Below are 22,035 nucleotides of genomic sequence, written 5' to 3' on the forward strand. Positions count from 1 at the left end.
GCCATCTCATGGTGCTTATGTTCATTGCTTGGCGCCGTCGGGACAAACGTAAAATCGACCCGCAATCCATGACTAAAACGAATGAATCCGCGAACCCTCACCCCTTCCATGTCGTTATTGCTGGCTTTCGAGGCTGCCGCACGCCATGAAAGCTACACCCGCGCCGCCCACGAACTGTCGCTGACGCAAAGCGCGGTCAGCCGGCAGGTGCAGATTTTGGAAAAGATGCTCGGCATGCGCCTGTTCAGTCGCGAAGGCCGGCAAGTGGTGCTCACCGATGTCGGGCGCATGTATCAGCGCGAACTGGCCGAAGCCCTCGGGCAGATCCGCAGCGCGACTTTACAGGCCATGGCATTCGGATCGGGCATTCACAGTCTGCGTCTGGCGACGCTGCCGACCTTTGGCTCGAAATGGCTGCTGCCGCGGCTCAAGGACTTCTACACCGCGCATCCGGGTATGACCGTGCACTTGCATTCGCGTATCGAAGCGATCGACTTCGACACCAGTGAGATTGATGCGGCGATCTGTGTCGGTGCGGGAGACTGGCCGGGCTTGAGCGCCCTGCCGCTGCACACTGAAGAACTGGTGGTGATTGCCAGCGCGCAGTTGTCGTCGGCCGAACGCGCCGACGCCGAGCAGCACATCGCCGGGCAGTTACTGCTCAATGTCAGCAGCAACGCCCAGGCCTGGGCGGAATGGTTCACGCATCATGGTTTGCCACACCGCAGCATGCGCATCGGCCCGAGCTTCGAAATGACTTCGCACCTGATCCAAGCGGTGCGGGCGAATATTGGCGTCGGGCTGGTGCCACGGATTCTGGTGGAGGATGAATTGCTTAACGGCGAGCTGCTGCAACTGGGGGAGCCGATCACCAGCCGGCGCAGCTATTACCTGGTGTATCCGCCGCGTAATGAGGCGTTGCCGTCACTGAAAGCGTTCAGGGACTGGTTGGTGGATACGCTCTGAGCGCAGATCCCACAAATGCACAACATAACGAAACGCCGCTCGATGAGCGGCATTCAGTCAATCCCGGTATTGGCGCTTCAGCGGTGGCGGCGCACTCGGCCCTTTGACCAGTGGCTTGGCCAACAGCTTGCCGTCCGGGCCATAAAAGAGCCGCCGGACGCTGGGCGGCATGGGAGTAGGCTCTTTTGCGCTCATGATGAAACCTCTTCGACAGAACTGAATTCGACCCACTGAACTTTCGAGGAATCTATCACTAATAGTTCGGCGCCAAAAGGCAACGCCACGCCATCCGCCCCCAGCCAGCCTGGATTCAGCATGATGAATTGTCCCTCCAGCGGACCAGAAGGCCACTCGACGGGCCAGCCAAACAATCGCCTTTCATCCGTCAAATGCAGCGTAACCAGCCGATTGTGGCGAGCAAAGGTGCTGTACCACTCGCTGGGGTAAGAGTTTTTATTGGTTACATTTTTTCTTCGTAACCATTTGTGCAATTTGTCATTCGAAGCCAGAGCACACGACAACAAACCGAGCCCCATTGAAACCATAAACGCCCACATCGCCTGGGCTTTGCCATCCCATTTCCCTACAGAAAAGCCCTTCGAGCCTATCCATAAGCCAATAGCCCCGATCCCCAACACCACCCCATGAATCACAAACGTAAAAATCAACGCCTGCACAATCTGCCCGAACGTATCCGGCCGTTTGAATGAAGTGAGCGTGTAAAAAATCCAGGTAGAAACAAATCCGGGAATCAGATACTGCAACAACGGAATAACTTCTTTGACCAGATCATCCATGATCCGTGGCTCCTTGAAAGGCTTGCCCCTCCGGTTACCGGGTGGCACTCAGAAGCCTAGCGCACACTCGAATACGCCACGTGCCGATCTGTCACAGCGCATTTCGCAAAATCGCAAAGCAAAAAAAAGCAGAAACCGGATGCGGTTTCTGCTTTTTTGCATTCCAGAGCAACTTTACAGGCAGTCACGCACCGATTTGCGCAACGACCCGGACTTGGCCCATGGCGGTCCCTGATACAGCGAGACCCGGCTGCCGTCCTTGTATTTGATGATGTCGAGAATCTCGTCGGCGGTGACCAGGCTCGGCGCCTTGATCCGGTAGCCGTTGGAAATAGACGTCTGCGTGGTCTTGGGAATGTCCTGCTGCCACAACGGTAACAAGCACGCGGCATAGTCTTTAGGCGCCTTGGTCGTGGTCTTGCTGAGATTTGGCTCGCCCGGTACCAGCGATGCTGGCAATGAGCAACCTGCCAGCAATGCCAACCCCAAACTCCCGATCCATATCCGCATGGTGTTTCCCTGTTCTGAAAAAAAGCGAATGTAACGTGTAACCGGGTGTACATCCAGCGCGGCACCGTGCCCACGAGGGAGTTTGGACAAATATTTACATGCATCCGCCCGGTGGCAGACAAGCTGTACATCAGCGTCGAGAAATGCGACTACTCTGTTCTACCGAGAATGTTCCGGAGGTGATCATGCGGCTCAATCAATACGAACACGAACTTCAGCGCGACCTGCAAGCCGTTGCATCGGACCTGAGATGGTCGGCCGTCGACCTCAAGCGCATTGCCGAGCAACTGCGCAAGAACGGCAACGAGGCAGATGCCCAGGCGGTGCTCAGGTCTTGCGAGGTGCTGCAAAGTGATGAAGAACGATTGCAGTTGTACGCCAGGGAAGTGAAGACGCGTTCCATCAGCCGAACCAAGGTTCACTAATACTGCCCCTGCCCTAAAAAAAGCCCCGGTAATCACCGGGGCTCTTTCGTTACATTTGCTCCAACTCGCGATGTGACTTCGCGCCCGCGCCAAGCGTTGTCTGTAACCCGGCAACGCAGCGGCATCAGCCAGCTTCTACTCTGCTACCAAGCCACGCACGTCGCTCACTCTGCGCGCAAACCCGCTACCTCACCGCCAGCCATGCGCCAAGGCTCTGGCACTTTTAACCCGGGCCAATGATCAAAAACCCTGAAGGAACCATTAAACCGCTGCCCGGCTCGAATATTGCAGTTTTATTTCATTTATGTGACACGCGGTAAACAGGTAACAGATGAAAGTACGCGCAACCGTTATTTGCGAGCAGGATCGACACGTTCTCCTGGTGCGCAAACCCCGCTGTCGCTGGACCTTGCCCGGCGGCAAGGTCGAGCCTGGGGAAACCAAAGCCGGGGCGGCGACGCGCGAGCTGCAGGAAGAAACGGCGCTGGATGCCGAGCAGATGTTGTATCTGATGGAACTGCACAGCGGCAGCACCCAGCATCATGTCTACGAGGCCTCAGTGCTCGACCTTGAGCAGTTGCGCCCGCAAAACGAGATTACCGAGTGCATCTGGCATCCGCTGGATGCGGTGCAGAATCTGCCCACCAGCGACGCGACGTTACGCATCGTGCGGGCGTTTCAGCGGCGTTTGTGAGGCATCAGCCGGCGAATGCCCGGCGCCCGGCGCTCATCTCCGTGCGCAATTCGCCGATGAAGTTGGATATATCGCGGATCGTCACCAGATGTTCCGGCGACACGCCATTGAGTAACAACTCGACTCGCCCGGAGTCTGGCTCGTAAACCTTGATCCGCAACAGTCCCTGCTCCACTTGTGTGCATTCGCATTCAAGCGACGGAAAGCCGGATTCGACAATCCGGCAAATGTCGGTGATGGCTAGCATGGGCGCACGCCTCGCAGGCGATGTGTCGGTCGACCTGATGAGCATAGATGAGCCGCCAGCAACCTGCCGCCCCGGCAATTGCCAACCCGATCACATTTTTCGCGCGGCCTCAGTGCGCGTCGTGATCCCAGATCCAGTTCCAGATTCCCGGCAACTGCACCGAGTCCGAACTGTGCTGAACCGTGCGCGCCAGCGCCGCCTTCAACAGCGCAGCGTGATCATCGTAGAACGGTTTGTCCGCCAGTTTCACGCCAGTGGCGGCGGCGCTGTCGAGCAGGATCTGCAGGTATTCGCGGGTATGCCGCGCGGTGTAGCGGTTGAGGTCATGAAAGGTCACCACCACCGGAATCACCCCGTCCACCGTGGGAAATTCGCCAAGGGCAATTCGCTCGCGAACTTCCGATAGCTGCCGCAGCATGTTCGCCCGGCGTCGGGGGCTGGCATTGAAGCCCCAGATCTTGCCGTCGTTGGCGCTCAAATCGGTCAACAGCACGTGCATGCCGTGTTGCTGATAGGCGGCGAAGGTGCGCTTGTCGTAGTTCCAGAATGGCGGGCGCAGCAGAACCGGCGCTGCCCCGGTGATCGCGGCGATATCGGCGCTGCCGTTGCTCAACGACTGCTCCAGTTCCTGCGGATCGAGCGAGCGATGATTGGTGTGCCAGTGGGTCGCGGTGTGGAATCCGAGGATGTGCCCTTCAGCGTATTCACGCTGCATGATGCCGCGACCAATCTCACTGTTGCCAGCGCGTGGCGCGCGGGTCTGGACGAAGAACACCGCTTTGATGTCCGGTTGCACCGGGTTAACCTTGAGGCTGTCGAGCACGGTCGCCGAAGGGTTCCAGAAACTCGACGCGCTGGGGCCGTCATCGAAGGTCAGCAGAAAGCGCACCGGCGCCTGGGCTTTGAGCCGGGTTGCGGTTTGCGCGGTCATCTCGATGGGCGCGGCAATGCAGCCGGCCAGCCCGAACGCGATGGCTGCTGCACAGAGAAGCTGGAAAGCGTGTTTCATGTTTTGCCTTGCGCCTGACCCTTACGGTCCTGTTGTCGACTGGCAAAACTCCCTCGCCCTGATCCATCCCTGCGCCCGGCTACGCGAGCCAGGTCTGGACAGGGTACACAGGCTTTGGATTCGGCGCTCGCTCAGTCAGCCAGAGCCTGTTGAAACGAGGTATCAATGACCCCGGCGGTGGCCAGCGGCGCCGGCAGTGCCTTGACCTTGAACAGGAAGTCCGCGGTGCCCTGCAAGTCGGCTGCCGCTTGCTGATCCACCGGCCCGACGGTCATGTGTGCCTGGCGCAACCAGTGCCGTGAAACCTGCTGATCGAGATTGGCTTTCTTCGCCCACAGGTCCGCGTATTCGTCGGTGTGGCTGTCGACCCAGGCCCGCGCCAGTTTCAACCGCCCGAGAAAATCGGCAATCGCCTCACGCTTGCTGTCGATCGACGGCGCCGACGCGGCAATCGCGCTGAGGCCCGGCATCAGGTTTTTCGCGGTGAGAATCGGCCGCGCACCGGAGAACACGATTTGCTGCGAGATGTACGGTTCCCACACCGGGAACGCGTCAATGCTGCCCTGCGGCAACGCGGCCGCGGCATCAATTGGCATCAGTTTGACGAAGTCGACGTAGTTTTCCGGCAGACCGCCCTGCTCCAAGGCACGCAAGGTCAGTTGCTGACTCCAGGCGCCGGGCCAGTAGGCGACTTTCTTGCCCTTCAGATCAGCAATGGTTTGCACCGGCGAATCTTTCGGCACCAGCAAGGCGATGGTGTCCGGGTTCTGCCGCGACACGCCGATCAGTTTCACTGGAGCCTGTTTGGCGGCGAGAAACAGAAACCCCGAATCGCCGAGAAAACCCAGATCCAGCGAGCCGGTCTGTAACGCCTCGGCCAATGGCGCGGCGGCCTGGAAGTGCTTCCAGTCGACGCTGTATGGCGCGTCCTTCAGCACGCCGGAAGCCTCCACCGAGGCGCGGATGTTGTAGTAATTCTGGTCACCGACATGCAGAACCAAGGGCTCGGCGGCGTGGGCAAGCGGTGCGGCGAACAGGGCAGTCATCAGTGTGCTGCGCAGCAAACGGGAGAACTTCATGGCGGGTCCTGCGAGGGGATTTTGCATAGACCATAACGCTGTTGATAAACCGATTTTAAATTCGATTAATGCATAAGCTCAGCACCCCGGATGCTCACTGTTGGCTGTGCAACAGCGGCATTGCACAGTGTTGCTCAGACAACAGTCGAACGCTGAAAATCCTCTTGGTAACCCCGTAAACATTGGCCAGGGCGCACATGGCACAGAGCCTGCAATATTCCATTCATGCAGGACGCAGCCGATAAAAATATCTTTTTGGACATAAAAAACAGTGCCTTCGCCGGAGCGCCCCCATGACATCGTTCTTACCGTTTTCCCGCCTCAAAACGCTGCTGGTCGCCAGCGCCATGGCATTGAGCCTGCAACCCCTGGCCCACGCTGCCGAAGCTGCGCCTGCGGAAGTCCATCTGGACTACGCCTACTATTCCCCGGTGAGTCTGGTGCTCAAGCATTTCGGCTTTCTCGAAAAGGCCCTGCCGCAGACCAAAGTCAGTTGGGTGCTGAGCCAGGGCAGCAACCGTTCGCTGGAATATCTGAACAGCGGTGGCGTCGATTTCGCTTCCAGCGCCAGCCTTGCTGCGGTGTTGAGCCGGGCCAACGGCTGCCCGATCAAATCGGTGTACGTCTACAGCCGCGCCGAATGGACCGCATTGGTGGTGCGCAAAGACTCGCCGTACCAGAGCGTCGCCGACCTCAAGGGCAAGAAAATCGCCGCCACCAAAGGCACCGACCCGTACCTGTTCACTTTGCGCAGCCTGCAACAGGCCGGGCTGAAGAAAGACGACGTGGAACTGGTGCACCTGCAACATCCGGACGGTCGTACCGCGCTGGAAAAAGGCGATGTCGACGCCTGGGCCGGACTCGATCCGCACATGGCCGCCAGTCAGGTTCAGGCCGGTTCGCGTCTGCTGTATCGCAACCCGGCATTCAACAGTTACGGCGTGGTCAGCGTTACCGAGCAGTACGCCAAGGAGCATCCGCAGACCATCGACACCGTGATCAAAGCCTACGAGCAGGCGCGGGACTGGGCGCTGAAGAACCCCGACGAGTTCGCCGCGCTGCTCGCCAAGGAATCCGGTCTGCCGCTGGACGTGGCCAAATTGCAGTTGTCGCGCACCGACCTGAGCAGCCCGCAACTGACCGCCAACGACGTGCAGGCGTCCAAGGCTGCGGCACCGATTCTGGTTTCCGAAGAACTGGTGCGCCGTGGGGTGAATGTCGATCAAGTGATTGATCAGTTGCTCGACAGCGGTGTGCAACAAGCCGTCGCCCGCCAGTAACCGACCAGACTCACAGCCCATCCGCGCCCGACGCGGATTCGCTGTGAGCGGAGCCCACGTATGACCACTCGCAGTAACGAACTGCCCGCGCCTGCGCAGCGCTTACCGAGGCAGCGTCCTTCAACCCTCAACCCGACATGGCGACGGCGCCTGAAAGGCCTGGCCCTGCCGTTGCTGATCGTGGTCGCCCTGGAATTCATCGTGCGCGTCGGCTGGCTGCCGGCCTATCAGATGCCCGCCCCGAGCGAGATCGCCCTGACCCTCACCGACCTTGCCGAAGGGGCATTGTGGAAACACATCGGCGCCAGCCTGATTCGCGTGTTGCTCGGGTTTGCGATTGGCGCCAGCCTCGCGCTGGGGTTCGCCGCCTGGGTCGGTCTGAGCCGCGAGGCCGAGGCGTATCTCGAGCCGACGTTTGCCGCCCTGCGTTCGATTCCAAGCCTGGCCTGGGTGCCGCTGTTGCTGCTGTGGCTGGGCATCGACGAAACCTCGAAGATCGTGCTGATCGCCATCGGCGCGTTTTTTCCGGTGTACGTCAATGTGGTCGCGGCGATACGCAACATTGATCGCAAACTGGTCGAGGTCGGGCACATTTATGGCTTCAGCCGCTGGCAACTGGTGCGGCGGATCCTGCTGCCAGCCGCCCTGCCCGGCCTGTTCACCGGACTGCGCAGCGGCATGAGTCTGGCGTGGATGTTTCTGGTGGCCGCCGAACTGATCGCCGCGACCAAGGGCCTGGGCTATCTGCTCAGCGACGGCCGCGAAACTTCGCGACCGGACATCGTGCTGGCGGCGATCATCGTGCTCGCCCTGCTCGGCAAACTCAGCGATGGCCTGCTCGCCGTGCTGGAGCGCCGCTGGCTGGCCTGGCGCGACACGTTCACCGGTCAAGAGGCAAAGGCTTGATTGGCCAGAGCCAACTAAGCTGAAAGCGTCCAACCGGAGATTCAGCGCATGTGCGGAAGACTCTCGCAGTATCGTGGCATTCACGACTTCGTCGCGGTGCTGAGCATTCCCGATGCACTGATCAATCACGTCGGCGACGCCGCGCTGGAGCGCTACAACGCGGCGCCGACGACTTCACTCGCCGTCCTCCATCAACATGATCGACGCCTGTATGCCGACAACCTGCGCTGGGGCTGGCGCCCGCATTGGGCCAAGGACCGCGCCGCACCGATCAATGCCCGCGTGGAAAAGGTCGCGCATGGCCCGTTCTTCCGGGCGATCTGGCGTCATCGGCTGATCGTGCCCATCGACAACTGGTTTGAATGGGTCGACGGCCCGGATAAAACCCGACAGCCGTGGCTGATCCGGCGTGCCGATCACGGGCCGGTTTTCTGTGCGGCCATCGGACAATTTCCGACACCCGGCAGCGATGCCCGAGACGACGATGGCTTCGTGATCATCACCGCCAATAGCCTTGGCGGGATGCTCGACATCCATGATCGCCGCCCCGTGGTGCTCAACCCCGAACTGACCCGCGAATGGCTCGACCCGGCCACACCTGCGGAGCGCGCCGAACAGATGCTGCTGTTCGAAGGAGAACCCAGCGAGGCCTTTTCCTGGCACAAAGTCGGCAAAGCCGTCGGCAACTCTCGCAATCAGGGCGCCGGGCTGATTGATGCAATCGCCTAAAAATCCCCGGCCCTCCCGCGTTAACTCTGTAGGAGCTGTCGAAGGCTGCGATCTTTTGATCTTGCTTTTAAAAATGAAGACCAAAAGATCGCAGCCTGCGGCAGCTCCTACAGGTGATTACAGGTGACGCAAGATCTTTACAGAGGTTGTTTCATCGCTGAGACAGCCCGAAAAAAACAGTCGTTTGAGCGAACTAACCGCCTGTCTGACATTTCAACCGTCATACATACATTTAGATGCGCTACGGATAGCATGCGCGCCGCATTTCCAATTGGCATACCAGTTGACCAAAGAGTCAACAAACCAGGAATCCCCTACAACTTTCACCACGCCTTGCAGAGAACTAAGTTGCGCGACGATTTTGCAATCAAACAGGCCAACGGCCTGGAGTGTATTTATCTGTCCATGACAGAACGCTTTCAACTCGACTGTTTTATCGGCCACTACATCAAGACCCGAAACCTGCGTTCAGTGCCGGACATCGAACGCATCCTGCGCACCACGCTCGAAGGCTATCCCGGTCACCCACCGGTAATGGTCAACGAACTCAATGCGTGGATCGACAAGACTCTGGGCTATCGGGCGTCACATCCGGACTTCCCGTCTCTGGAAGACCTCTGAAACACCAAAAAGCCCCGCTGTTGCGGGGCTTTTTGCGTGTCGACTTCAGAATTTCACATCGGGCCCGGTGAGTTCCTTGTCGTCATCGTGCTTCCAGGTCTGTTCCTTGCGTTTCTCGCGCTCGATTTCTTCTTCGCTGGGCTCGTCTACTTCTTCGTCTTCATCCGGACGCTGTTGCTCGGTCGTCATGTGCACCTCGCCTGATCGAAAATAATCATCCAACAAGCGTAGAACAGTTTTTTCCCGGCAACTTACAACCACCAGCGCAGCAAAAAGAAAAACGCCATGCTCAAGAGCATGCTGAGCAACGTGTTACGGGTGTACAACACCAGACCGATCGCCACCAGCGAACTCAGCAAATACGGGTTATCCCACTGCAAATTCAGCTGTTTGTCCGGCATGAACACGATCGGCCCGCAGATCGCCGTGAGCATTCCCGGTACGGCAAACCCGAGAAACTGCCGTGCGTTACTGCTCAAGCGCAGCGGCAGGCGCGGTTCGAGAAACACGTAGCGGTTGAGGAACACCAGAATCCCCATGCCGAAAATCACTGCCCAGACCATCATGTGCGCCCCCGATACAGCTTGTTGCAGACAAATCCTGCGGTCATCCCGGCCAGCCCTGACAACACCAGCGCCGAGCCCCACTGCCAATAGCTGAACAGCACCGAGCAGAACAGGGACACCGCCACGCACACCACGGTCGGCACGTTGCGCACCACCGGAGTGATCAATGCGATGAACGTCGCGGCAATCGAGAAGTCCAGCCCCAAGTGCTCAAGCCCCGGAATGCTGCTGCCCAGGACGATGCCGGCGAGGGTGAAGAGGTTCCAGGCGATATAGAACGTCAGGCCGACGCCCAATGCGTACCAGCGATTGAACTGCTGGCGATCATGCTGGCTGGTCAGGGCGAACAGTTCATCGGTGAGCAAAAAGCCCAGGCCGATGCGCCAGCGCCCGGGCAGCGGCGAAATCACCGAGCGCATGCTCATCCCGTACAACAAGTGCTGCGAGGTCAGCAGCAGCGTGGTCAACAAAATCGAGAAAATCCCGGCACCGCCCTTGAGCATGCCCATCGCCACCAGTTGCGCGGCACCGGCAAACACGATGCTCGACAGGCCCTGCCCCTGTAACGGCGTGAGGTTGGCTTCGATCGCCATGGAGCCGGCCAGCAGCCCCCACGGCGCCGTCGCCAGTGATAACGGCATGATCGCCGCAGCCCCGCGAAGAAACGCACTGCGCGGCATAAGTGAGTCAGACATAACGCTCTTCAACCGAGGAAACGATCGCAGACTCTGCCAGCAAATGCCCCTTCGCGGCTTGAACAATCTTGCGCACTTGCGCTAAATCGCCGCGCTCATGGGCCGCTGCCGGCGTACCATGAGAACCTTCACAATCGCGTCAGGGAGACGACATGCTGTACCGAATCGCAGCCGACGGGCTGGTGCTGTTCCATCTGTCATTCATTCTGTTCGTGCTGTTCGGCGGGCTGCTGGTGCTCAAGTGGCCACGCGTGATGTGGCTGCATCTGCCGGCAGCTGCGTGGGGGGTGGCGGTCGAGGTGTTGCACCTGACCTGTCCGCTGACCTACTGGGAAAACCTGATGCGCCACGCCGCCGGGCAGACCGAATACGCCGGCGGCTTCATCGAGCACTACATCTGGCCGATCATCTACCCCGCCGGCCTGACGCCACAGATTCAGTTGGCGCTGGGCAGCGTGGTGCTGGTGATCAACCTGCTGGTCTACGGGCGCCTGCTGCGGCGCTGGAAACTGCGCCGGGCCAGCCGCATCCCGTTTTAATGCGCGACGGGTTTCAAGGCTTGCAGCCAGGCCGGATCCAGGCGCTTCTGGTCGATCTCCAGACCCAGCGCCTGCATCCGCTCCTTGTGCGCTTCGACTTCCCGCTGCAACTGCGCATGATCGCTGGAGTTACCGTCGAGTTGGTGCATCTGGGTCAGCCCCAGATGATAGAAGCGCAGCACCTTCATCGCGGTCGGATCGTGCTGCTCTACCGCCGCGGTCACCTGATGCATCACGTTGGTCACGCTCATCAGGCTGCGCTTGAGCCGCCAGCTGTAGACCGCCGGCGCCATCCACGCCTGCTGCCAGAATTGCCCGCGCAGCAGCGCCGCCGTCAGCAGGAAGGCGACGAACACCCCGCCGACATTGAACCGCAGGTTATCGCCGCCCGGTTCGCCGAACAGCGCCACCGCCGCCGTCGACAGCAGCATCGCCAGCACCAGGAACAGCACGGCAATGATCAACGTGCTGCGCCGCGTCTGCTGACGAAACGTCGCTGGGTCCATCGGCTGGATCTCGAACATCAGGCATGACTTCCTTGAGCGATAAAAAGGGCAACGGAAAAAACTCGCTGCGCATTATCGCCTCTCTCGGGGATTTAGCTATGCTGGGGGCCCTTTTCATCTTTTCGCGTCCAACGGGGGACATGGCGGTACAGCGCAGATCGTGCCATCTTCATTCATGGATACACACTATTCGGATGCCATTTGCCTGCCATTGGAATGACATCGTTTTAAGGATCATTGCATGACCCAACGACACGTAATCAACGCCTCGGTCAGCCCGAAAGGCAGCCTGGAAACCCTTTCTCAACGTGAAGTTCAGCAACTGAGCGAAGCCGGATCCGGCAGCACCTACACCCTCTTCCGCCAGTGCGCCCTGGCCATCCTCAATACCGGCGCGCATGTCGACAACGCCAAGACCATCCTCGAAGCCTACAAGGACTTCGAAATCCGCATTCACCAGCAGGATCGCGGCGTGCGCCTCGAACTGCTGAACGCCCCGGCCGACGCCTTCGTCGACGGCGAAATGATCGCCAGCACCCGCGAGATGCTGTTCAGCGCCCTGCGTGACATCGTCTACACCGAAAACGAACTCGACAGCCAACGCATCGACCTCAGCACCTCGCAAGGCATCAGCGACTACGTCTTCCACCTGCTGCGCAACGCGCGCACCCTGCGCCCGGGCGTCGAGCCGAAAATCGTCGTGTGCTGGGGCGGTCACTCGATCAACACCGAAGAATACAAATACACCAAGAAAGTCGGCCACGAACTGGGCCTGCGCAGCCTCGACATCTGCACCGGTTGCGGCCCAGGCGTGATGAAAGGCCCGATGAAAGGCGCGACCATCGCCCACGCCAAGCAGCGCATCCACGGCGGGCGCTACCTCGGCCTGACCGAGCCGGGGATCATTGCCGCCGAAGCGCCGAACCCGATCGTCAATGAGCTGGTGATCCTGCCGGACATCGAAAAACGTCTGGAAGCCTTCGTGCGTGTCGGCCACGGCATCATCATCTTCCCGGGCGGCGCCGGTACAGCCGAGGAGTTCCTGTACCTGCTGGGCATCCTGATGCACCCGGACAACGCCGGCCTGCCGTTCCCGGTGATCCTGACCGGGCCGAAGCATGCCGCGCCGTATCTGGAACAACTCGACGCGTTCGTCACCGCCACCCTCGGCGACGCGGCCAAACAGCACTACCAGATCATCATCGACAACCCGGCTGAAGTCGCGCGGCAGATGACCGCCGGCCTCAAAGCGGTGAAGCAGTTCCGCCGTGAGCGCAACGATGCATTCCACTTCAACTGGCTGCTGAAGATCGACGAGAGCTTCCAGCGCCCGTTCGATCCGACCCACGAAAACATGGCCAACCTCAAGCTGCACCGCGACCAGCCGCCCCACGAACTGGCGGCCAACCTGCGCCGTGCGTTCTCCGGGATCGTCGCCGGCAACGTCAAGGACAAGGGCATCCGCCTGATCGAAGAACACGGGCCGTACCAGATCCGGGGTGACGCGGCGATCATGCAGCCGCTCGATGCACTGCTCAAAGCCTTCGTCGCCCAGCACCGGATGAAACTGCCGGGCGGTGCGGCGTATGTGCCGTGCTATCGCGTAGTGGCGTAACTTTCTAACTATCACACTGTCTTGTGGCGGACAGGAAACTGGCCCCACAAGATGACGTTCCTGCGAGGTAAAGTGTCAATCAGGCCGAAACCGAATCTCACGATAACGGGGTACTGCAAGATGCCAACCTATGTTGCCGATCCATTGCTCCCGGAATGCTTCAGCACACCGTAAGGCTTGCTCGCGAATGACCACGTCGCAGCCCAATCGATCCAGCTCATCAGGTAGCCGCGTCTGTAGATCGAAAAACATTCTGGCCCATACTTCGATCCGTAGCCGCACTTCAGCCGCCGCCTGATCAGGGCTCAAGCCTTGATGATGGCGCAGGTGAGTCAGCAGGTTGTAAACATCTTCGTCGGGATTTTCCATAATGCGATATGACAGAAGATCATTGACCGCTTTCATCAAATTCAAGGTAATTGTGCGCAGCGTTTGCCATTGCGCGCTGAAATAGACCACCGAGGGAAGATCTATTCGGGTTGCAAAATAGGTAAATTCGATACACACCTGAAAACCGCCAGCATGGCGCCAGATGCTTTCATAATCTGCAAGCACCGGTTGAGTCCCCTCAACTCGATGAACGGCAGCACACATACAGGCATGGATATAACTGGTGTATTGGTCGAGGGTCCTGCCTTTCCATCGTTCGCTCATGGAAAACCCCGCCCGCTCAATGATATTTGCCAATCCCCCGGCCACCCCCTTATGCATCAGAGCAACACGACCACTGGCAACGTCATGCACTTGGCGCAGTACCTTTTCCAGTATTTCGGGTGATCGACTAAGGTCTTCATCAGCCAGGTCATCCTGACAACTGAACCAACCCGTCAGATCAGAAAGGATGTACAGATCTTCGCGTTCAGCATTGGGCCACATGTATCCTCCGTATTTGCCTGGAAGATAAAGATCGAGCTGATGTGTCTCGTGCCCACCAGCTTCAAGCCCGACACCTTTGAGCCATTCACGGGTATGTCGCTCAGCCTCTTCGCTCAAAGGGTTCAGTGGAATCTCAAGTCCCTGCAGAATGAGAGGGAGGGAGTAATTCACAATGCACCTCGTGGACTTTTCTCATGACAACGGAAAAACGCCGGACGGTGACTTGGCTGCCCAAGAAACTTCGTGATCGAAAGCGCTATACCTTTTGCATCCAGCGCACACTGTTCGAGGGCTTCCTCTGGCGTGGCATGTTCGACAAACTCGTCTTCAAAACCGAGTTGCAAGGCAGGACGGAGTAAGCCAACGCGGTTCAAATACTCAAGGCAAGCTGACCCAGCACCACCTTTGATACAACCTTCCTCAACAGTAATCAGCACATCGTGTTCACGCGCCAGCTCATCCAGCAGGTTATGATCCAGCGGCTTGATGAACCGCATATTCGCCAGGGTTGCGTCCAGCACGCTCGCAGCCTCCAGAGAAGCGGCCACAACCGAACCGAACGCGAGTATGGCTACTCTCGGATAATCGGAGTGCGAGGATAAACGACGTACCTCACCCCGACCTATAGCCAGGCCTGCGAGTTTTTCATCAGAGGGAACACCAACAACTCGCCCTCTGGGATATCGCAGTGCAGCCGGGCCATCATGTATCAGCGCAGTCACGAGCATCTGCCGACATTCGTTTTCATCGGCCGGCGCCATCAGCATCAAGCCCGGGATACAACGCAGGTAAGCAATATCAAACGCTCCGGTATGCGTCGCACCGTCCGCCCCGACAACGCCTGCCCTGTCGATAGCCAGCACGACTGGCAAATGCTGAATTGCTATGTCGTGGATCAATTGGTCGTAGGCTCGCTGCAGAAAGGTCGAGTAAATAACCACCACCGGCTTGAGCCCCTCTGCTGCCAGACCTGCGGCAAAAGTCAAGGCATGCTGTTCGGCAATCCCGACATCGAAACAACGACTCGCGAAGCGCTGCCGGAACTCGACCAGTCCCGATCCTTCGCACATTGCCGGGGATATGACCATCACCCGCGCGTCGTACTCAGCGAGCTTGCACAACCATTGCCCAACGACATCCGCGTAAGTCAGAGGCGCAGCTTTCGCGGCCCTGAATCCGCATGCGGGATCAAACTTTCCCGGTGCGTGATAGAGCACCGGATCATGAACCGCCGGCGCATACCCGTTACCTTTGCGGGTGACAACGTGCAGCACTCGTGGTCCGCAGCGTTTGCCGAACACCCGCAAGGCTGAAACCAGTTGGTCAAGATCATGACCATCTATTGGCCCTGAATAGTCAAACCCCAGCGCCCGAAAATATTCGGGAATGGCCTGCCTGCCATTACTACCCTCCAACCGCTGGAAGTGCTCACACAGAGCGCCAACCGATTTGGAAATGGACATCTGGTTATCATTGAGTATGACCAGCAATGGCAAATGCTGGTGCACGCCCGCATTATTCAGTGCTTCGAATGCGAGCCCGCCGCTCAGCGCCCCATCGCCAATCACCGCAATACACTGCTTTGACTCACCCTTGTGTTTTGCTGCGACAGCCATGCCTAACACTGCTGAAATGGAAGTACTCGCATGAGCGGTTCCGAAGCAATCGAATTCAGACTCCTGCCGGCGAGGAAAGCCTGAAATGCCACCACGCTGCCTGATTCCGGACATGGATTCGCGGCGTCCGGTAAGAACCTTGTGCGCATAGGCTTGGTGTCCAACATCCCAGACGATCCGGTCAAACGGTGTCTGGAACACGTAGTGCAAGGCGATAGTCAGTTCAATAGCGCCCAGATTTGCCGATAGGTGTCCCCCGGTCGCCGCCACGCTATGCAAAACAAACCTACGTAGTTCCTCAGCCAATCGAGGTAATGCTGACTTATGCAGACGGCGCAAATCGTCGGGCGAATCAATCATGTCGAGCAGACCCGATCTCGGTAATGCGCAACCTGTCGAGAGGCCGCTCCATACCTTGAGGCGTGCGATACCTTGCTGTTGAACAATCATCTGAAACCATGCGGTGTACATCGAAGGATGAGATTCCACGCCCCGATCAAGCTCTTCGAGCGTCACCCACTTCCAGTCGAGTGCTTCATCGGTATTGGCCAAAGGGTCAAAAGAACTCAAGCCCACCAGAACGTGATCGTATTCATGTTCCGTCAGTTGGTTGGTGACGGTGGCTCGATAGACAAACGCATGAACTTCGGCCAGAGGTTCACACGCCAGTCCCATCTCTTCACGCAGTCGCCGTTTTGCCGCGTCAAGGGTGGTCTCGCCCCAGCGCGGATGGCCGCAACAGGTATTGGTCCAGAGCCCTTGCGAATGATATTTGCCGAGTGCTCTTCGCTGTAGCAGCAAACGGCCTTCATCATCAAAAATAAATATTGAAAAGGCGCGATGTAAAAGCCCTTGCTCGTGAACATCCATTTTCTCAGCATGACCAACGATATTGTCCCGTTCGTCGACCAGAATGAGTCTTTCCACGATAAAACCTCGCCACATGCCCAATACGGCAACTCGCACTTTTCAAACACGACTATCAACGACAATAGCTGACAGTTAAAAAAACTCAAAGAACTTATACCACCACCCCATTATCGTTACAGCTCTACAGACCTGTCATAGAACGCAATCTGGAAAAATCTATAATTAATCGTTCTTTAAATAGATTCACGTAGATAAGGCCGTTGAGCTACCATCGCAATTATGTGATCAGACCTTATAGTGCCCACCATGGATTGGCCGGCAGACGGAGACTGCTATGTACCCGGCACGCCTTCTGCAATACGAAATGGCCAAAAACAGTTGGATCATGCCCTTTGACTATCAGGAGAAACATGACGGAATGAAAGTCAGAACTTCCCTGACGCGAGCATTGGCTGCGTGTTATGGAATCGAAACTGATCTGACCCAAACAATTTGTCAATGTGTCGAACGCTTCAATACCGCGTCACTGGTACACGATGATATCGTAGACGAGGACCGCGTTCGGCGCGGAGCACCGTCTGTCTGGGTAAAGTATGGCGTCGCCACCGCTCTTATCTCAGGAATGTATGGATACATCGATGGCCTGCAGAAGATGTGTGACTTGCAAAACACCGGGTTGATGAAAGTGGCACTCGACAGCCTGGAGTCATTGCACATTGGCCAGTATCTGGACACACAGATTAGCGAAGGAACGGTATTACCCACTCTTGACGAATACCGTTTTGTCGCTCAAACCAATACCGGCTGCTTCTTTCTGTTCATTCTGGAAGCATTCCAGAACATCCAACCTTTACCCGAGCACTGCCATCGCAAACTAAAGGAAATGTTATTGGAACTGGCCGTGTACTATCGATTCATTAATGACTACTGCGACATCAATCACATTCCACACTTTAAAAAGAAAGGTTTCGCGCCAGACCTTGAAGGGGGCCCCAAGTCATTTCTGATGATTCTGGCAAATCAGCCCCTTACCAAACAAAAACTAAGCGAATCGCAAAAAAAGAAAATAATTATCGCCTGGGGCAGCTCCGGCGTTTTCATCCGAGCACTCAAGTTGATGGAGGACAGTTATCAGCGTATTGAGCAGTGCTTCTATGATGCACAACTTAATATTAACGATCGGGATTTTCGTCAACTTGAAGGTTTTTTGCAGAATGTGCATTTCGAGCAAAATATACAAGATAACTTCTATGAGTCCCTGATCCGCTGACAGTTGGTGGCCAAGCCCTGTAAGACCATCACCGATAAAGCTTGTTTCTGAAGCAAAAGGCCAGCGCATTTCCCATGACAGCCACCCCCGGCCCGTACTAAGCTTCGCGATCTATTTTTCAGGGACGATTCATGAAACGGATTGCCGCGTGTCTGTTGTCACTCCTGGCCCTGACGGCCAATGCGGCGGACCTGCAACTGCTCACCGACAATCACCCGCCCCTGCATTTCCAGCAAGGCGATCAACTGGTGGGTTACGGCGTGGACGTGGTGCGCGCACTGGCCGAACAGACCGGTGACCGGATCGAGCTGCAACAAGTGCCGTTGCTGCGTGCCTTGCGCACGGCCAGTGAAACGGCGAACACCGGGGTATTCACCGTATTGCGCACTGACGAGCGCGATGACCGTTACCAATGGGTCGGGCCGCTGATCGAAGTCGAAACCGCGCTTTACGCCCATGCCAACAACCAGCCGCCGGTGAAAACCCTGCAGCAGGCGGATCAGGCCGGGCGCATCAGCGTGCCGCGCAAATGGCTGATTTACAGCTACCTGCAACAGCAAAACCTGAAGAACCTCGAAGGCGTCGAAACCCCGGAACAGATGATGCGTCTGTTCAGCCTGGGCCGGACCGATTTCGTAGTCTCCGACACCCTGTCCACCGCCGCCCTGGCCCGTACCCAGGGCATGGAACCGGGACGCTTGCAGTATCAGATGTCGCTGATGAAACAGGACACCTACATTGCCTTTTCGCTGCAGACCGATCCGGGTCAGGTGAAACGCTGGCAACAGGCGCTGGAAACCTTGCGCGCCGACGGGCGCCTGGAGCAGATTCGCCAGCGCTGGCTGATGAATGCGCTGCCGAGATGATAATTGGCTGAACCGGCCCCATCGCTGGCAAGCCAGCTCCCACAGTGGTTTGTATTGTTCACAGATTTTTTGATCCATGCAAAAACCTATTGGGGCCGGCTTGCCAGCTCCCACAGTTTTCTGTGCTGTTCGCAGATTTATGATCCATGCAAAACCCTGTGGGAGCTGGCTTGCCAGCGATGAGGCCAGCAAGAACACCATCAACCCACCAGCCGCGCCGCCAGCGCCTTGGCCTGCAACGCCACATCCGTCACCGCCGTGCTTTCCCACCACATCCCGCGCAACGGTGGTCCCATCGCGAACAGTCGGCTGCCGGCCTGCCCTTCAGCGTCCAGCACCGCACCGTCCACCGCCGCCGCAATCCCCAAGGCCAATGGCCCCGGACGCACCAGCCCGCGCGCCAGCAACTGCTGCGGCAACGGGCGAGCAACGCGCCGCCAGTCGTACTCGATACCGCTGGAATTGATCAGCGCTGCACCCTGCACCACACAGGTTTCGGCCTCGCCCCGGCGTCGAATGCGAATACTCACACCCTCGCCCGAACCAGGCTCAAGCCCCTTGAACGACGCCGCCTGAATCCGCAACCGTCCCTCGTGGTGCAAGCGCTCAACCAACGCCGCACTCAACGGCGGCGAACGGTGATGGTGACTCTCCCACCATGGCCGCACATGGCGTACGAATTGTCGACGCTGCACGTCGGTCGCCTGACTCCACAGACGTCCGATATGCGCCCGCACGGTGTCCAGCGGCGCCTGCCAGTCGATGCCCTGAGCGATAGCGTCGCGGCAATGCCTGCGCAGTTCGCGCAACAATTGGCGCGGTGTGCGGATGCTTTGATCTTCAGCAAGAAAGTCCACCCACGCTGGCGGTTGCCGACGCACATGCGGCAACAGCCCGTGACGGGAAAACACTTCGATCGGCCCGCGATGCCCGGCCTGCTCCAGCGACACCACAGCATCGACCATGGTCAGCCCCGAGCCGATGATCAGCACGGTCGACTGCGCATCGAGCTGGCGCATGGCCGCGACATCCCACGGATCAAGCGCCGCGGCATTCAGGCCGCTGGATTTTTTCTGCGGCGTGCGGGCGGCGGGGAACATGCCCGTGGCGAGTACGGCATAGGCGCCATTCAGGTGCTGCCCATCGTTCAGGGTCAGTTGCACCGAATCAGCATCGGTTTGCACATCTACGACTTCGGCGCAGATGTGCTCGACCGTCGAACCGTGCTGCGCACCGACGATCCGCGCCCCGGCCAGACGCTGCTGCACATACACGCCAAACAGACCGCGCGGCGGAAACAGTTCACTGATCGGCACATCCTGCTCGGCAGATTCCGGCCAGCCACCGGCAGCGATGTGCGCGGTCAGCCATTGATTCAGGTCATCGGGGTTGTCAGGGTCGACACTCATGCGCGCCGCATTGCCGTTGAGCGTATGGCCCAGCTCGACGGCGCTGTAGGCTTCACCGCGCCCGAGTTCAGCGCGTGGTTCGACAATCAGGACCTTGCGTTGCCCGGGCAATCTCAATAACTGCACGGCCAGCATCGTGCCGCTAAGGCCACCGCCGATGATCAGGATATCTGCGCTTCGATTCATTCAAATCACCACATTACGCACAAATCGCACCGCGACCGGCCCGTCATTGCGATAGCCGTGGGGCTGGTTGCTGGCAAACATGAAAAACTCGCCAGTGGAAACGGTGTTGGTCACATCGCCCACCGTCAACGTCAGGCAACCTTCGAACACGTAGATCTGTTCGCTCCAGCCGTCGGCGTCGGGTTGCGACGGATAGACCTCACCCGGTTGCAGACACCATTCCCACTGCTCGACCTCGCGGCTGGCGGTGGCCTTGGACAGCAGCACCGCTTTACTCCCGGGAATCACTCCGGCCCACGCCACCTCATTGATGCGGCTGGTATCGCGCGCGTCGGGGGCCTGGATCAGGTCGCTGAAGGCCACGTCGAGCGCTTCGGCGACGCGGTCGAGAGTGGTCAGGCTGACATTCTTTTCCCCGGCCTCGATTGCCACCAGCATGCGCCGACTGACGCCGGACTTTTCGGCCAGCGCGGTCTGGCTCATGTCGGCGGCGTGGCGCAGGCGCCGAACATTTTGGCTGACGTGTTGTAGGACGGACGCCCGTTGGCTGGAATCTTTGTGCACTATATTGCTCACTTGGTGGGGTTGGGCAGTATACTGCGCAACTTTGGGCGCATTGTGCGTCCTGCCTTTTATAGTGCGCAAGGTCATGACGTCAGTGAACGAATCTTCCACCTCTCTCCGCTTCTCCCGCTTCAGCAAGGCCGAGTGCGTGCTGGTGCTGATCACCATGGTCTGGGGCGGCACGTTCCTGCTGGTGCAACACGCCATGACCGTCAGTGGCCCGATGTTTTTTGTCGGCCTGCGCTTCGCCGCCGCAGCCGCCATCGTCGCGCTGTTCTCCTGGCGGCACTTGCGCGAACTGACCTTGTTCGAACTCAAGGCAGGATCGTTCATCGGCGTGGCGATCATGCTCGGTTACGGCTTGCAGACGGTGGGCCTGCAAACGATCCCGAGCAGCCAGTCGGCATTCATCACCGCGTTGTACGTGCCCTTTGTGCCGTTGCTGCAATGGCTGGTGCTGGGCCGTCGCCCGGGGCTGATGCCGAGCATCGGCATCATGCTGGCGTTCACCGGTTTGATGCTGCTGTCCGGGCCGTCCGGGGCTGCGCTGAATTTCAGCCCCGGTGAAATCGCCACGCTGATCAGTGCCATCGCGATTGCCGCCGAAATCATACTGATCAGCACCTTCGCGGGTCAGGTCGATGTGCGTCGGGTGACCGTGGTGCAGCTGGCGGCGACCTCGGTCCTGTCGTTCCTGCTGGTGGTGCCGACCGGCGAAGCGCTGCCGGATTTTTCCTGGACGCTGCTGGTGACCGCACTGGGCCTCGGTGCGGCGAGTGCGGCGATTCAGGTGGCGATGAACTGGGCGCAGAAAAGCGTTTCGCCGACCCGGGCGACGTTGATCTATGCCGGTGAGCCGGTGTGGGCCGGGATCGTCGGGCGGATCGCCGGGGAGCGCTTGCCGGCGATTGCTCTGGTGGGTGCGGGACTGATTGTGGCGGCGGTGATTGTCAGCGAGTTGAAGACTAAGGGTAAGGTTGACGATGTGGACGCTGAGCTGGAGCGGGAAACCCAGGGCTGATCCTCGATATTTTTAGCGACTGCCCTATCGCTTTCGCGAGCAAGCCCGCTCCCACCTTGAAATGTATTTCAAATGTGGGAGCGGGCTTGCTCGCGAAAGGTCCATCCGTCACAACATCCCTCCCCTGAAACAATGCCAAACCAAATTTTTCAGACTACTTTGTAGGATTCTGA

At 58.5% G+C, this 22,035-nt stretch carries 25 protein-coding genes and 1 pseudogene; 12 read left to right on the top strand and 14 right to left on the bottom strand.

The window, feature by feature from the left end; genetic code table 11:
• The first annotated feature begins 81 nt into the window (after positions 1 to 81).
• Positions 82 to 966, top strand: coding sequence for a LysR substrate-binding domain-containing protein (locus tag ACIOUG_RS02595; protein WP_401062266.1), 885 nt, complete (start codon positions 82 to 84; stop codon positions 964 to 966).
• A gap of 191 nt (positions 967 to 1,157) precedes the next feature.
• Here ACIOUG_RS02595 and ACIOUG_RS02600 read toward each other — a convergent pair whose 3' ends face one another.
• A complete protein-coding gene (locus ACIOUG_RS02600; protein ID WP_401062267.1) occupies positions 1,158 to 1,763 on the bottom strand; it encodes a DUF6338 family protein in 606 nt (201 codons plus the stop codon).
• Positions 1,764 to 1,937: 174 nt separating this feature from the next.
• Positions 1,938 to 2,273: a hypothetical protein gene (locus tag ACIOUG_RS02605; protein WP_401062268.1), complete on the bottom strand. Its 336-nt coding sequence runs from the start codon at positions 2,271 to 2,273 to the stop codon at positions 1,938 to 1,940.
• A gap of 185 nt (positions 2,274 to 2,458) precedes the next feature.
• On the opposite strand from ACIOUG_RS02605, the gene ACIOUG_RS02610 reads away from it, so the two are divergent.
• Positions 2,459 to 2,698 (top strand): hypothetical protein, encoded by a 240-nt coding sequence (locus tag ACIOUG_RS02610; RefSeq protein ID WP_401062269.1) that lies wholly within the window; start codon positions 2,459 to 2,461, stop codon positions 2,696 to 2,698.
• Positions 2,699 to 3,029: 331 nt separating this feature from the next.
• Positions 3,030 to 3,392, top strand: coding sequence for an NUDIX hydrolase (locus tag ACIOUG_RS02615; protein WP_401062271.1), 363 nt, complete (start codon positions 3,030 to 3,032; stop codon positions 3,390 to 3,392).
• Positions 3,393 to 3,396: 4 nt separating this feature from the next.
• Here the strand turns inward: ACIOUG_RS02615 and ACIOUG_RS02620 are convergent, their stop codons facing one another.
• The 3 genes from ACIOUG_RS02620 to ACIOUG_RS02630 form a co-directional block, all read right to left on the bottom strand.
• Positions 3,397 to 3,639: a DUF1652 domain-containing protein gene (locus tag ACIOUG_RS02620; RefSeq protein ID WP_401062272.1), complete on the bottom strand. Its 243-nt coding sequence runs from the start codon at positions 3,637 to 3,639 to the stop codon at positions 3,397 to 3,399.
• A gap of 109 nt (positions 3,640 to 3,748) precedes the next feature.
• A complete protein-coding gene (locus ACIOUG_RS02625) occupies positions 3,749 to 4,648 on the bottom strand; it encodes a polysaccharide deacetylase family protein (protein ID WP_401062274.1) in 900 nt (299 codons plus the stop codon).
• Between the two features lie 131 nt (positions 4,649 to 4,779).
• Positions 4,780 to 5,727 carry an ABC transporter substrate-binding protein gene (locus ACIOUG_RS02630; protein ID WP_401062276.1) on the bottom strand — a complete coding sequence of 316 codons (948 nt, stop codon included), beginning with the start codon at positions 5,725 to 5,727 and terminating at the stop codon, positions 4,780 to 4,782.
• A 293-nt stretch (positions 5,728 to 6,020) separates the two neighbouring features.
• Between ACIOUG_RS02630 and ACIOUG_RS02635 the strand changes: the two genes are divergently transcribed.
• The 4 genes from ACIOUG_RS02635 to ACIOUG_RS02650 all read left to right on the top strand — a co-directional run bounded on the left by ACIOUG_RS02635 (position 6,021) and on the right by ACIOUG_RS02650 (position 9,263).
• Positions 6,021 to 7,007 carry an aliphatic sulfonate ABC transporter substrate-binding protein gene (locus ACIOUG_RS02635; protein ID WP_401062278.1) on the top strand — a complete coding sequence of 329 codons (987 nt, stop codon included), beginning with the start codon at positions 6,021 to 6,023 and terminating at the stop codon, positions 7,005 to 7,007.
• A gap of 60 nt (positions 7,008 to 7,067) precedes the next feature.
• Positions 7,068 to 7,913 (top strand): ABC transporter permease, encoded by an 846-nt coding sequence (locus ACIOUG_RS02640; RefSeq protein WP_401062280.1) that lies wholly within the window; start codon positions 7,068 to 7,070, stop codon positions 7,911 to 7,913.
• A 48-nt stretch (positions 7,914 to 7,961) separates the two neighbouring features.
• The gene (locus ACIOUG_RS02645) at positions 7,962 to 8,642 is read left to right on the top strand and encodes an SOS response-associated peptidase (protein WP_401062282.1); all 681 of its coding nucleotides are present in this window, start codon (positions 7,962 to 7,964) and stop codon (positions 8,640 to 8,642) included.
• A gap of 348 nt (positions 8,643 to 8,990) precedes the next feature.
• Complete coding sequence (locus ACIOUG_RS02650) at positions 8,991 to 9,263, top strand: hypothetical protein (RefSeq protein WP_027612979.1); 273 nt, start codon at positions 8,991 to 8,993, stop codon at positions 9,261 to 9,263.
• A 45-nt stretch (positions 9,264 to 9,308) separates the two neighbouring features.
• Here ACIOUG_RS02650 and ACIOUG_RS02655 read toward each other — a convergent pair whose 3' ends face one another.
• The 3 genes from ACIOUG_RS02655 to ACIOUG_RS02665 all read right to left on the bottom strand — a co-directional run bounded on the left by ACIOUG_RS02655 (position 9,309) and on the right by ACIOUG_RS02665 (position 10,524).
• A complete protein-coding gene (locus ACIOUG_RS02655) occupies positions 9,309 to 9,452 on the bottom strand; it encodes a hypothetical protein (protein WP_401062284.1) in 144 nt (47 codons plus the stop codon).
• A 62-nt stretch (positions 9,453 to 9,514) separates the two neighbouring features.
• Positions 9,515 to 9,826: an AzlD domain-containing protein gene (locus tag ACIOUG_RS02660; protein WP_166497451.1), complete on the bottom strand. Its 312-nt coding sequence runs from the start codon at positions 9,824 to 9,826 to the stop codon at positions 9,515 to 9,517.
• Positions 9,826 to 10,524: an AzlC family ABC transporter permease gene (locus ACIOUG_RS02665; protein ID WP_401062286.1), complete on the bottom strand. Its 699-nt coding sequence runs from the start codon at positions 10,522 to 10,524 to the stop codon at positions 9,826 to 9,828. Before ACIOUG_RS02665 ends, ACIOUG_RS02660 begins: the two co-directional genes overlap by 1 nt.
• A 152-nt stretch (positions 10,525 to 10,676) precedes the next feature.
• Between ACIOUG_RS02665 and ACIOUG_RS02670 the strand changes: the two genes are divergently transcribed.
• Positions 10,677 to 11,063, top strand: coding sequence for a DUF2784 domain-containing protein (locus ACIOUG_RS02670; RefSeq protein ID WP_401062287.1), 387 nt, complete (start codon positions 10,677 to 10,679; stop codon positions 11,061 to 11,063).
• Here the strand turns inward: ACIOUG_RS02670 and ACIOUG_RS02675 are convergent.
• Positions 11,060 to 11,587, bottom strand: coding sequence for a DUF3087 domain-containing protein (locus tag ACIOUG_RS02675; protein WP_401062289.1), 528 nt, complete (start codon positions 11,585 to 11,587; stop codon positions 11,060 to 11,062). The two genes, ACIOUG_RS02670 and ACIOUG_RS02675, sit on opposite strands and share 4 nt — an antisense overlap.
• Positions 11,588 to 11,810: 223 nt before the next feature.
• Here ACIOUG_RS02675 and ppnN point away from each other — a divergent pair, with 223 nt between their 5' ends.
• Positions 11,811 to 13,184, top strand: coding sequence for a nucleotide 5'-monophosphate nucleosidase PpnN (gene ppnN, locus ACIOUG_RS02680; RefSeq protein ID WP_401062291.1), 1,374 nt, complete (start codon positions 11,811 to 11,813; stop codon positions 13,182 to 13,184).
• Positions 13,185 to 13,259: 75 nt separating this feature from the next.
• Here the strand turns inward: ppnN and ACIOUG_RS02685 are convergent, their stop codons facing one another.
• The 3 genes and pseudogenes from ACIOUG_RS02685 to idi form a co-directional block, all read right to left on the bottom strand.
• A complete protein-coding gene (locus tag ACIOUG_RS02685) occupies positions 13,260 to 14,231 on the bottom strand; it encodes a hypothetical protein (protein ID WP_401062293.1) in 972 nt (323 codons plus the stop codon).
• Complete coding sequence (gene dxs / locus ACIOUG_RS02690; RefSeq protein WP_401062439.1) at positions 14,228 to 16,036, bottom strand: 1-deoxy-D-xylulose-5-phosphate synthase; 1,809 nt, start codon at positions 16,034 to 16,036, stop codon at positions 14,228 to 14,230. Before dxs ends, ACIOUG_RS02685 begins: the two co-directional genes overlap by 4 nt.
• A gap of 84 nt (positions 16,037 to 16,120) precedes the next feature.
• Positions 16,121 to 16,621 (bottom strand): annotated as a pseudogene (idi, locus tag ACIOUG_RS02695) (isopentenyl-diphosphate Delta-isomerase); the annotation flags it as partial.
• 259 nt (positions 16,622 to 16,880) lie between these two features.
• On the opposite strand from idi, the gene ACIOUG_RS02700 reads away from it, so the two are divergent.
• Positions 16,881 to 17,816: a polyprenyl synthetase family protein gene (locus ACIOUG_RS02700; RefSeq protein WP_401062294.1), complete on the top strand. Its 936-nt coding sequence runs from the start codon at positions 16,881 to 16,883 to the stop codon at positions 17,814 to 17,816.
• 131 nt (positions 17,817 to 17,947) lie between these two features.
• On the top strand, positions 17,948 to 18,682 hold the full coding sequence (locus tag ACIOUG_RS02705) for a substrate-binding periplasmic protein (protein WP_401062296.1): 735 nt from the start codon (positions 17,948 to 17,950) through the stop codon (positions 18,680 to 18,682).
• Between the two features lie 200 nt (positions 18,683 to 18,882).
• On the opposite strand, the gene ACIOUG_RS02710 is transcribed toward ACIOUG_RS02705, so the two are convergent.
• A complete protein-coding gene (locus tag ACIOUG_RS02710) occupies positions 18,883 to 20,277 on the bottom strand; it encodes an FAD/NAD(P)-binding protein (protein WP_401062297.1) in 1,395 nt (464 codons plus the stop codon).
• The gene (locus tag ACIOUG_RS02715) at positions 20,278 to 20,841 is read right to left on the bottom strand and encodes a helix-turn-helix domain-containing protein (RefSeq protein ID WP_401062299.1); all 564 of its coding nucleotides are present in this window, start codon (positions 20,839 to 20,841) and stop codon (positions 20,278 to 20,280) included.
• Between the two features lie 85 nt (positions 20,842 to 20,926).
• Here ACIOUG_RS02715 and ACIOUG_RS02720 point away from each other — a divergent pair, with 85 nt between their 5' ends.
• A complete protein-coding gene (locus ACIOUG_RS02720) occupies positions 20,927 to 21,862 on the top strand; it encodes a DMT family transporter (protein ID WP_401062301.1) in 936 nt (311 codons plus the stop codon).
• Positions 21,863 to 22,035: the final 173 nt, after the last annotated feature.

The organism is Pseudomonas sp. NPDC087803 (genome assembly GCF_044742995.1).
Taxonomy (GTDB): Bacteria; Pseudomonadota; Gammaproteobacteria; order Pseudomonadales; family Pseudomonadaceae; genus Aquipseudomonas.

What these genes read in the sequence shown, in the direction of transcription:
- ACIOUG_RS02595 (WP_401062266.1), top strand. Translation starts at nt 82, where the DNA reads ATGAATCCGCGAACCCTCACCCCTTCCATGTCGTTATTGCTGGCTTTC.
- ACIOUG_RS02600 (WP_401062267.1), bottom strand. Translation starts at nt 1,763, where the DNA reads ATGGATGATCTGGTCAAAGAAGTTATTCCGTTGTTGCAGTATCTGATT.
- ACIOUG_RS02605 (WP_401062268.1), bottom strand. Translation starts at nt 2,273, where the DNA reads ATGCGGATATGGATCGGGAGTTTGGGGTTGGCATTGCTGGCAGGTTGC.
- ACIOUG_RS02610 (WP_401062269.1), top strand. Translation starts at nt 2,459, where the DNA reads ATGCGGCTCAATCAATACGAACACGAACTTCAGCGCGACCTGCAAGCC.
- ACIOUG_RS02615 (WP_401062271.1), top strand. Translation starts at nt 3,030, where the DNA reads ATGAAAGTACGCGCAACCGTTATTTGCGAGCAGGATCGACACGTTCTC.
- ACIOUG_RS02620 (WP_401062272.1), bottom strand. Translation starts at nt 3,639, where the DNA reads ATGCTAGCCATCACCGACATTTGCCGGATTGTCGAATCCGGCTTTCCG.
- ACIOUG_RS02625 (WP_401062274.1), bottom strand. Translation starts at nt 4,648, where the DNA reads ATGAAACACGCTTTCCAGCTTCTCTGTGCAGCAGCCATCGCGTTCGGG.
- ACIOUG_RS02630 (WP_401062276.1), bottom strand. Translation starts at nt 5,727, where the DNA reads ATGAAGTTCTCCCGTTTGCTGCGCAGCACACTGATGACTGCCCTGTTC.
- ACIOUG_RS02635 (WP_401062278.1), top strand. Translation starts at nt 6,021, where the DNA reads ATGACATCGTTCTTACCGTTTTCCCGCCTCAAAACGCTGCTGGTCGCC.
- ACIOUG_RS02640 (WP_401062280.1), top strand. Translation starts at nt 7,068, where the DNA reads ATGACCACTCGCAGTAACGAACTGCCCGCGCCTGCGCAGCGCTTACCG.
- ACIOUG_RS02645 (WP_401062282.1), top strand. Translation starts at nt 7,962, where the DNA reads ATGTGCGGAAGACTCTCGCAGTATCGTGGCATTCACGACTTCGTCGCG.
- ACIOUG_RS02655 (WP_401062284.1), bottom strand. Translation starts at nt 9,452, where the DNA reads ATGACGACCGAGCAACAGCGTCCGGATGAAGACGAAGAAGTAGACGAG.
- ACIOUG_RS02660 (WP_166497451.1), bottom strand. Translation starts at nt 9,826, where the DNA reads ATGGTCTGGGCAGTGATTTTCGGCATGGGGATTCTGGTGTTCCTCAAC.
- ACIOUG_RS02665 (WP_401062286.1), bottom strand. Translation starts at nt 10,524, where the DNA reads ATGTCTGACTCACTTATGCCGCGCAGTGCGTTTCTTCGCGGGGCTGCG.
- ACIOUG_RS02670 (WP_401062287.1), top strand. Translation starts at nt 10,677, where the DNA reads ATGCTGTACCGAATCGCAGCCGACGGGCTGGTGCTGTTCCATCTGTCA.
- ACIOUG_RS02675 (WP_401062289.1), bottom strand. Translation starts at nt 11,587, where the DNA reads ATGTTCGAGATCCAGCCGATGGACCCAGCGACGTTTCGTCAGCAGACG.
- ppnN (WP_401062291.1), top strand. Translation starts at nt 11,811, where the DNA reads ATGACCCAACGACACGTAATCAACGCCTCGGTCAGCCCGAAAGGCAGC.
- dxs (WP_401062439.1), bottom strand. Translation starts at nt 16,036, where the DNA reads ATGATTGATTCGCCCGACGATTTGCGCCGTCTGCATAAGTCAGCATTA.
- ACIOUG_RS02700 (WP_401062294.1), top strand. Translation starts at nt 16,881, where the DNA reads ATGTACCCGGCACGCCTTCTGCAATACGAAATGGCCAAAAACAGTTGG.
- ACIOUG_RS02705 (WP_401062296.1), top strand. Translation starts at nt 17,948, where the DNA reads ATGAAACGGATTGCCGCGTGTCTGTTGTCACTCCTGGCCCTGACGGCC.
- ACIOUG_RS02710 (WP_401062297.1), bottom strand. Translation starts at nt 20,277, where the DNA reads ATGAATCGAAGCGCAGATATCCTGATCATCGGCGGTGGCCTTAGCGGC.
- ACIOUG_RS02720 (WP_401062301.1), top strand. Translation starts at nt 20,927, where the DNA reads ATGACGTCAGTGAACGAATCTTCCACCTCTCTCCGCTTCTCCCGCTTC.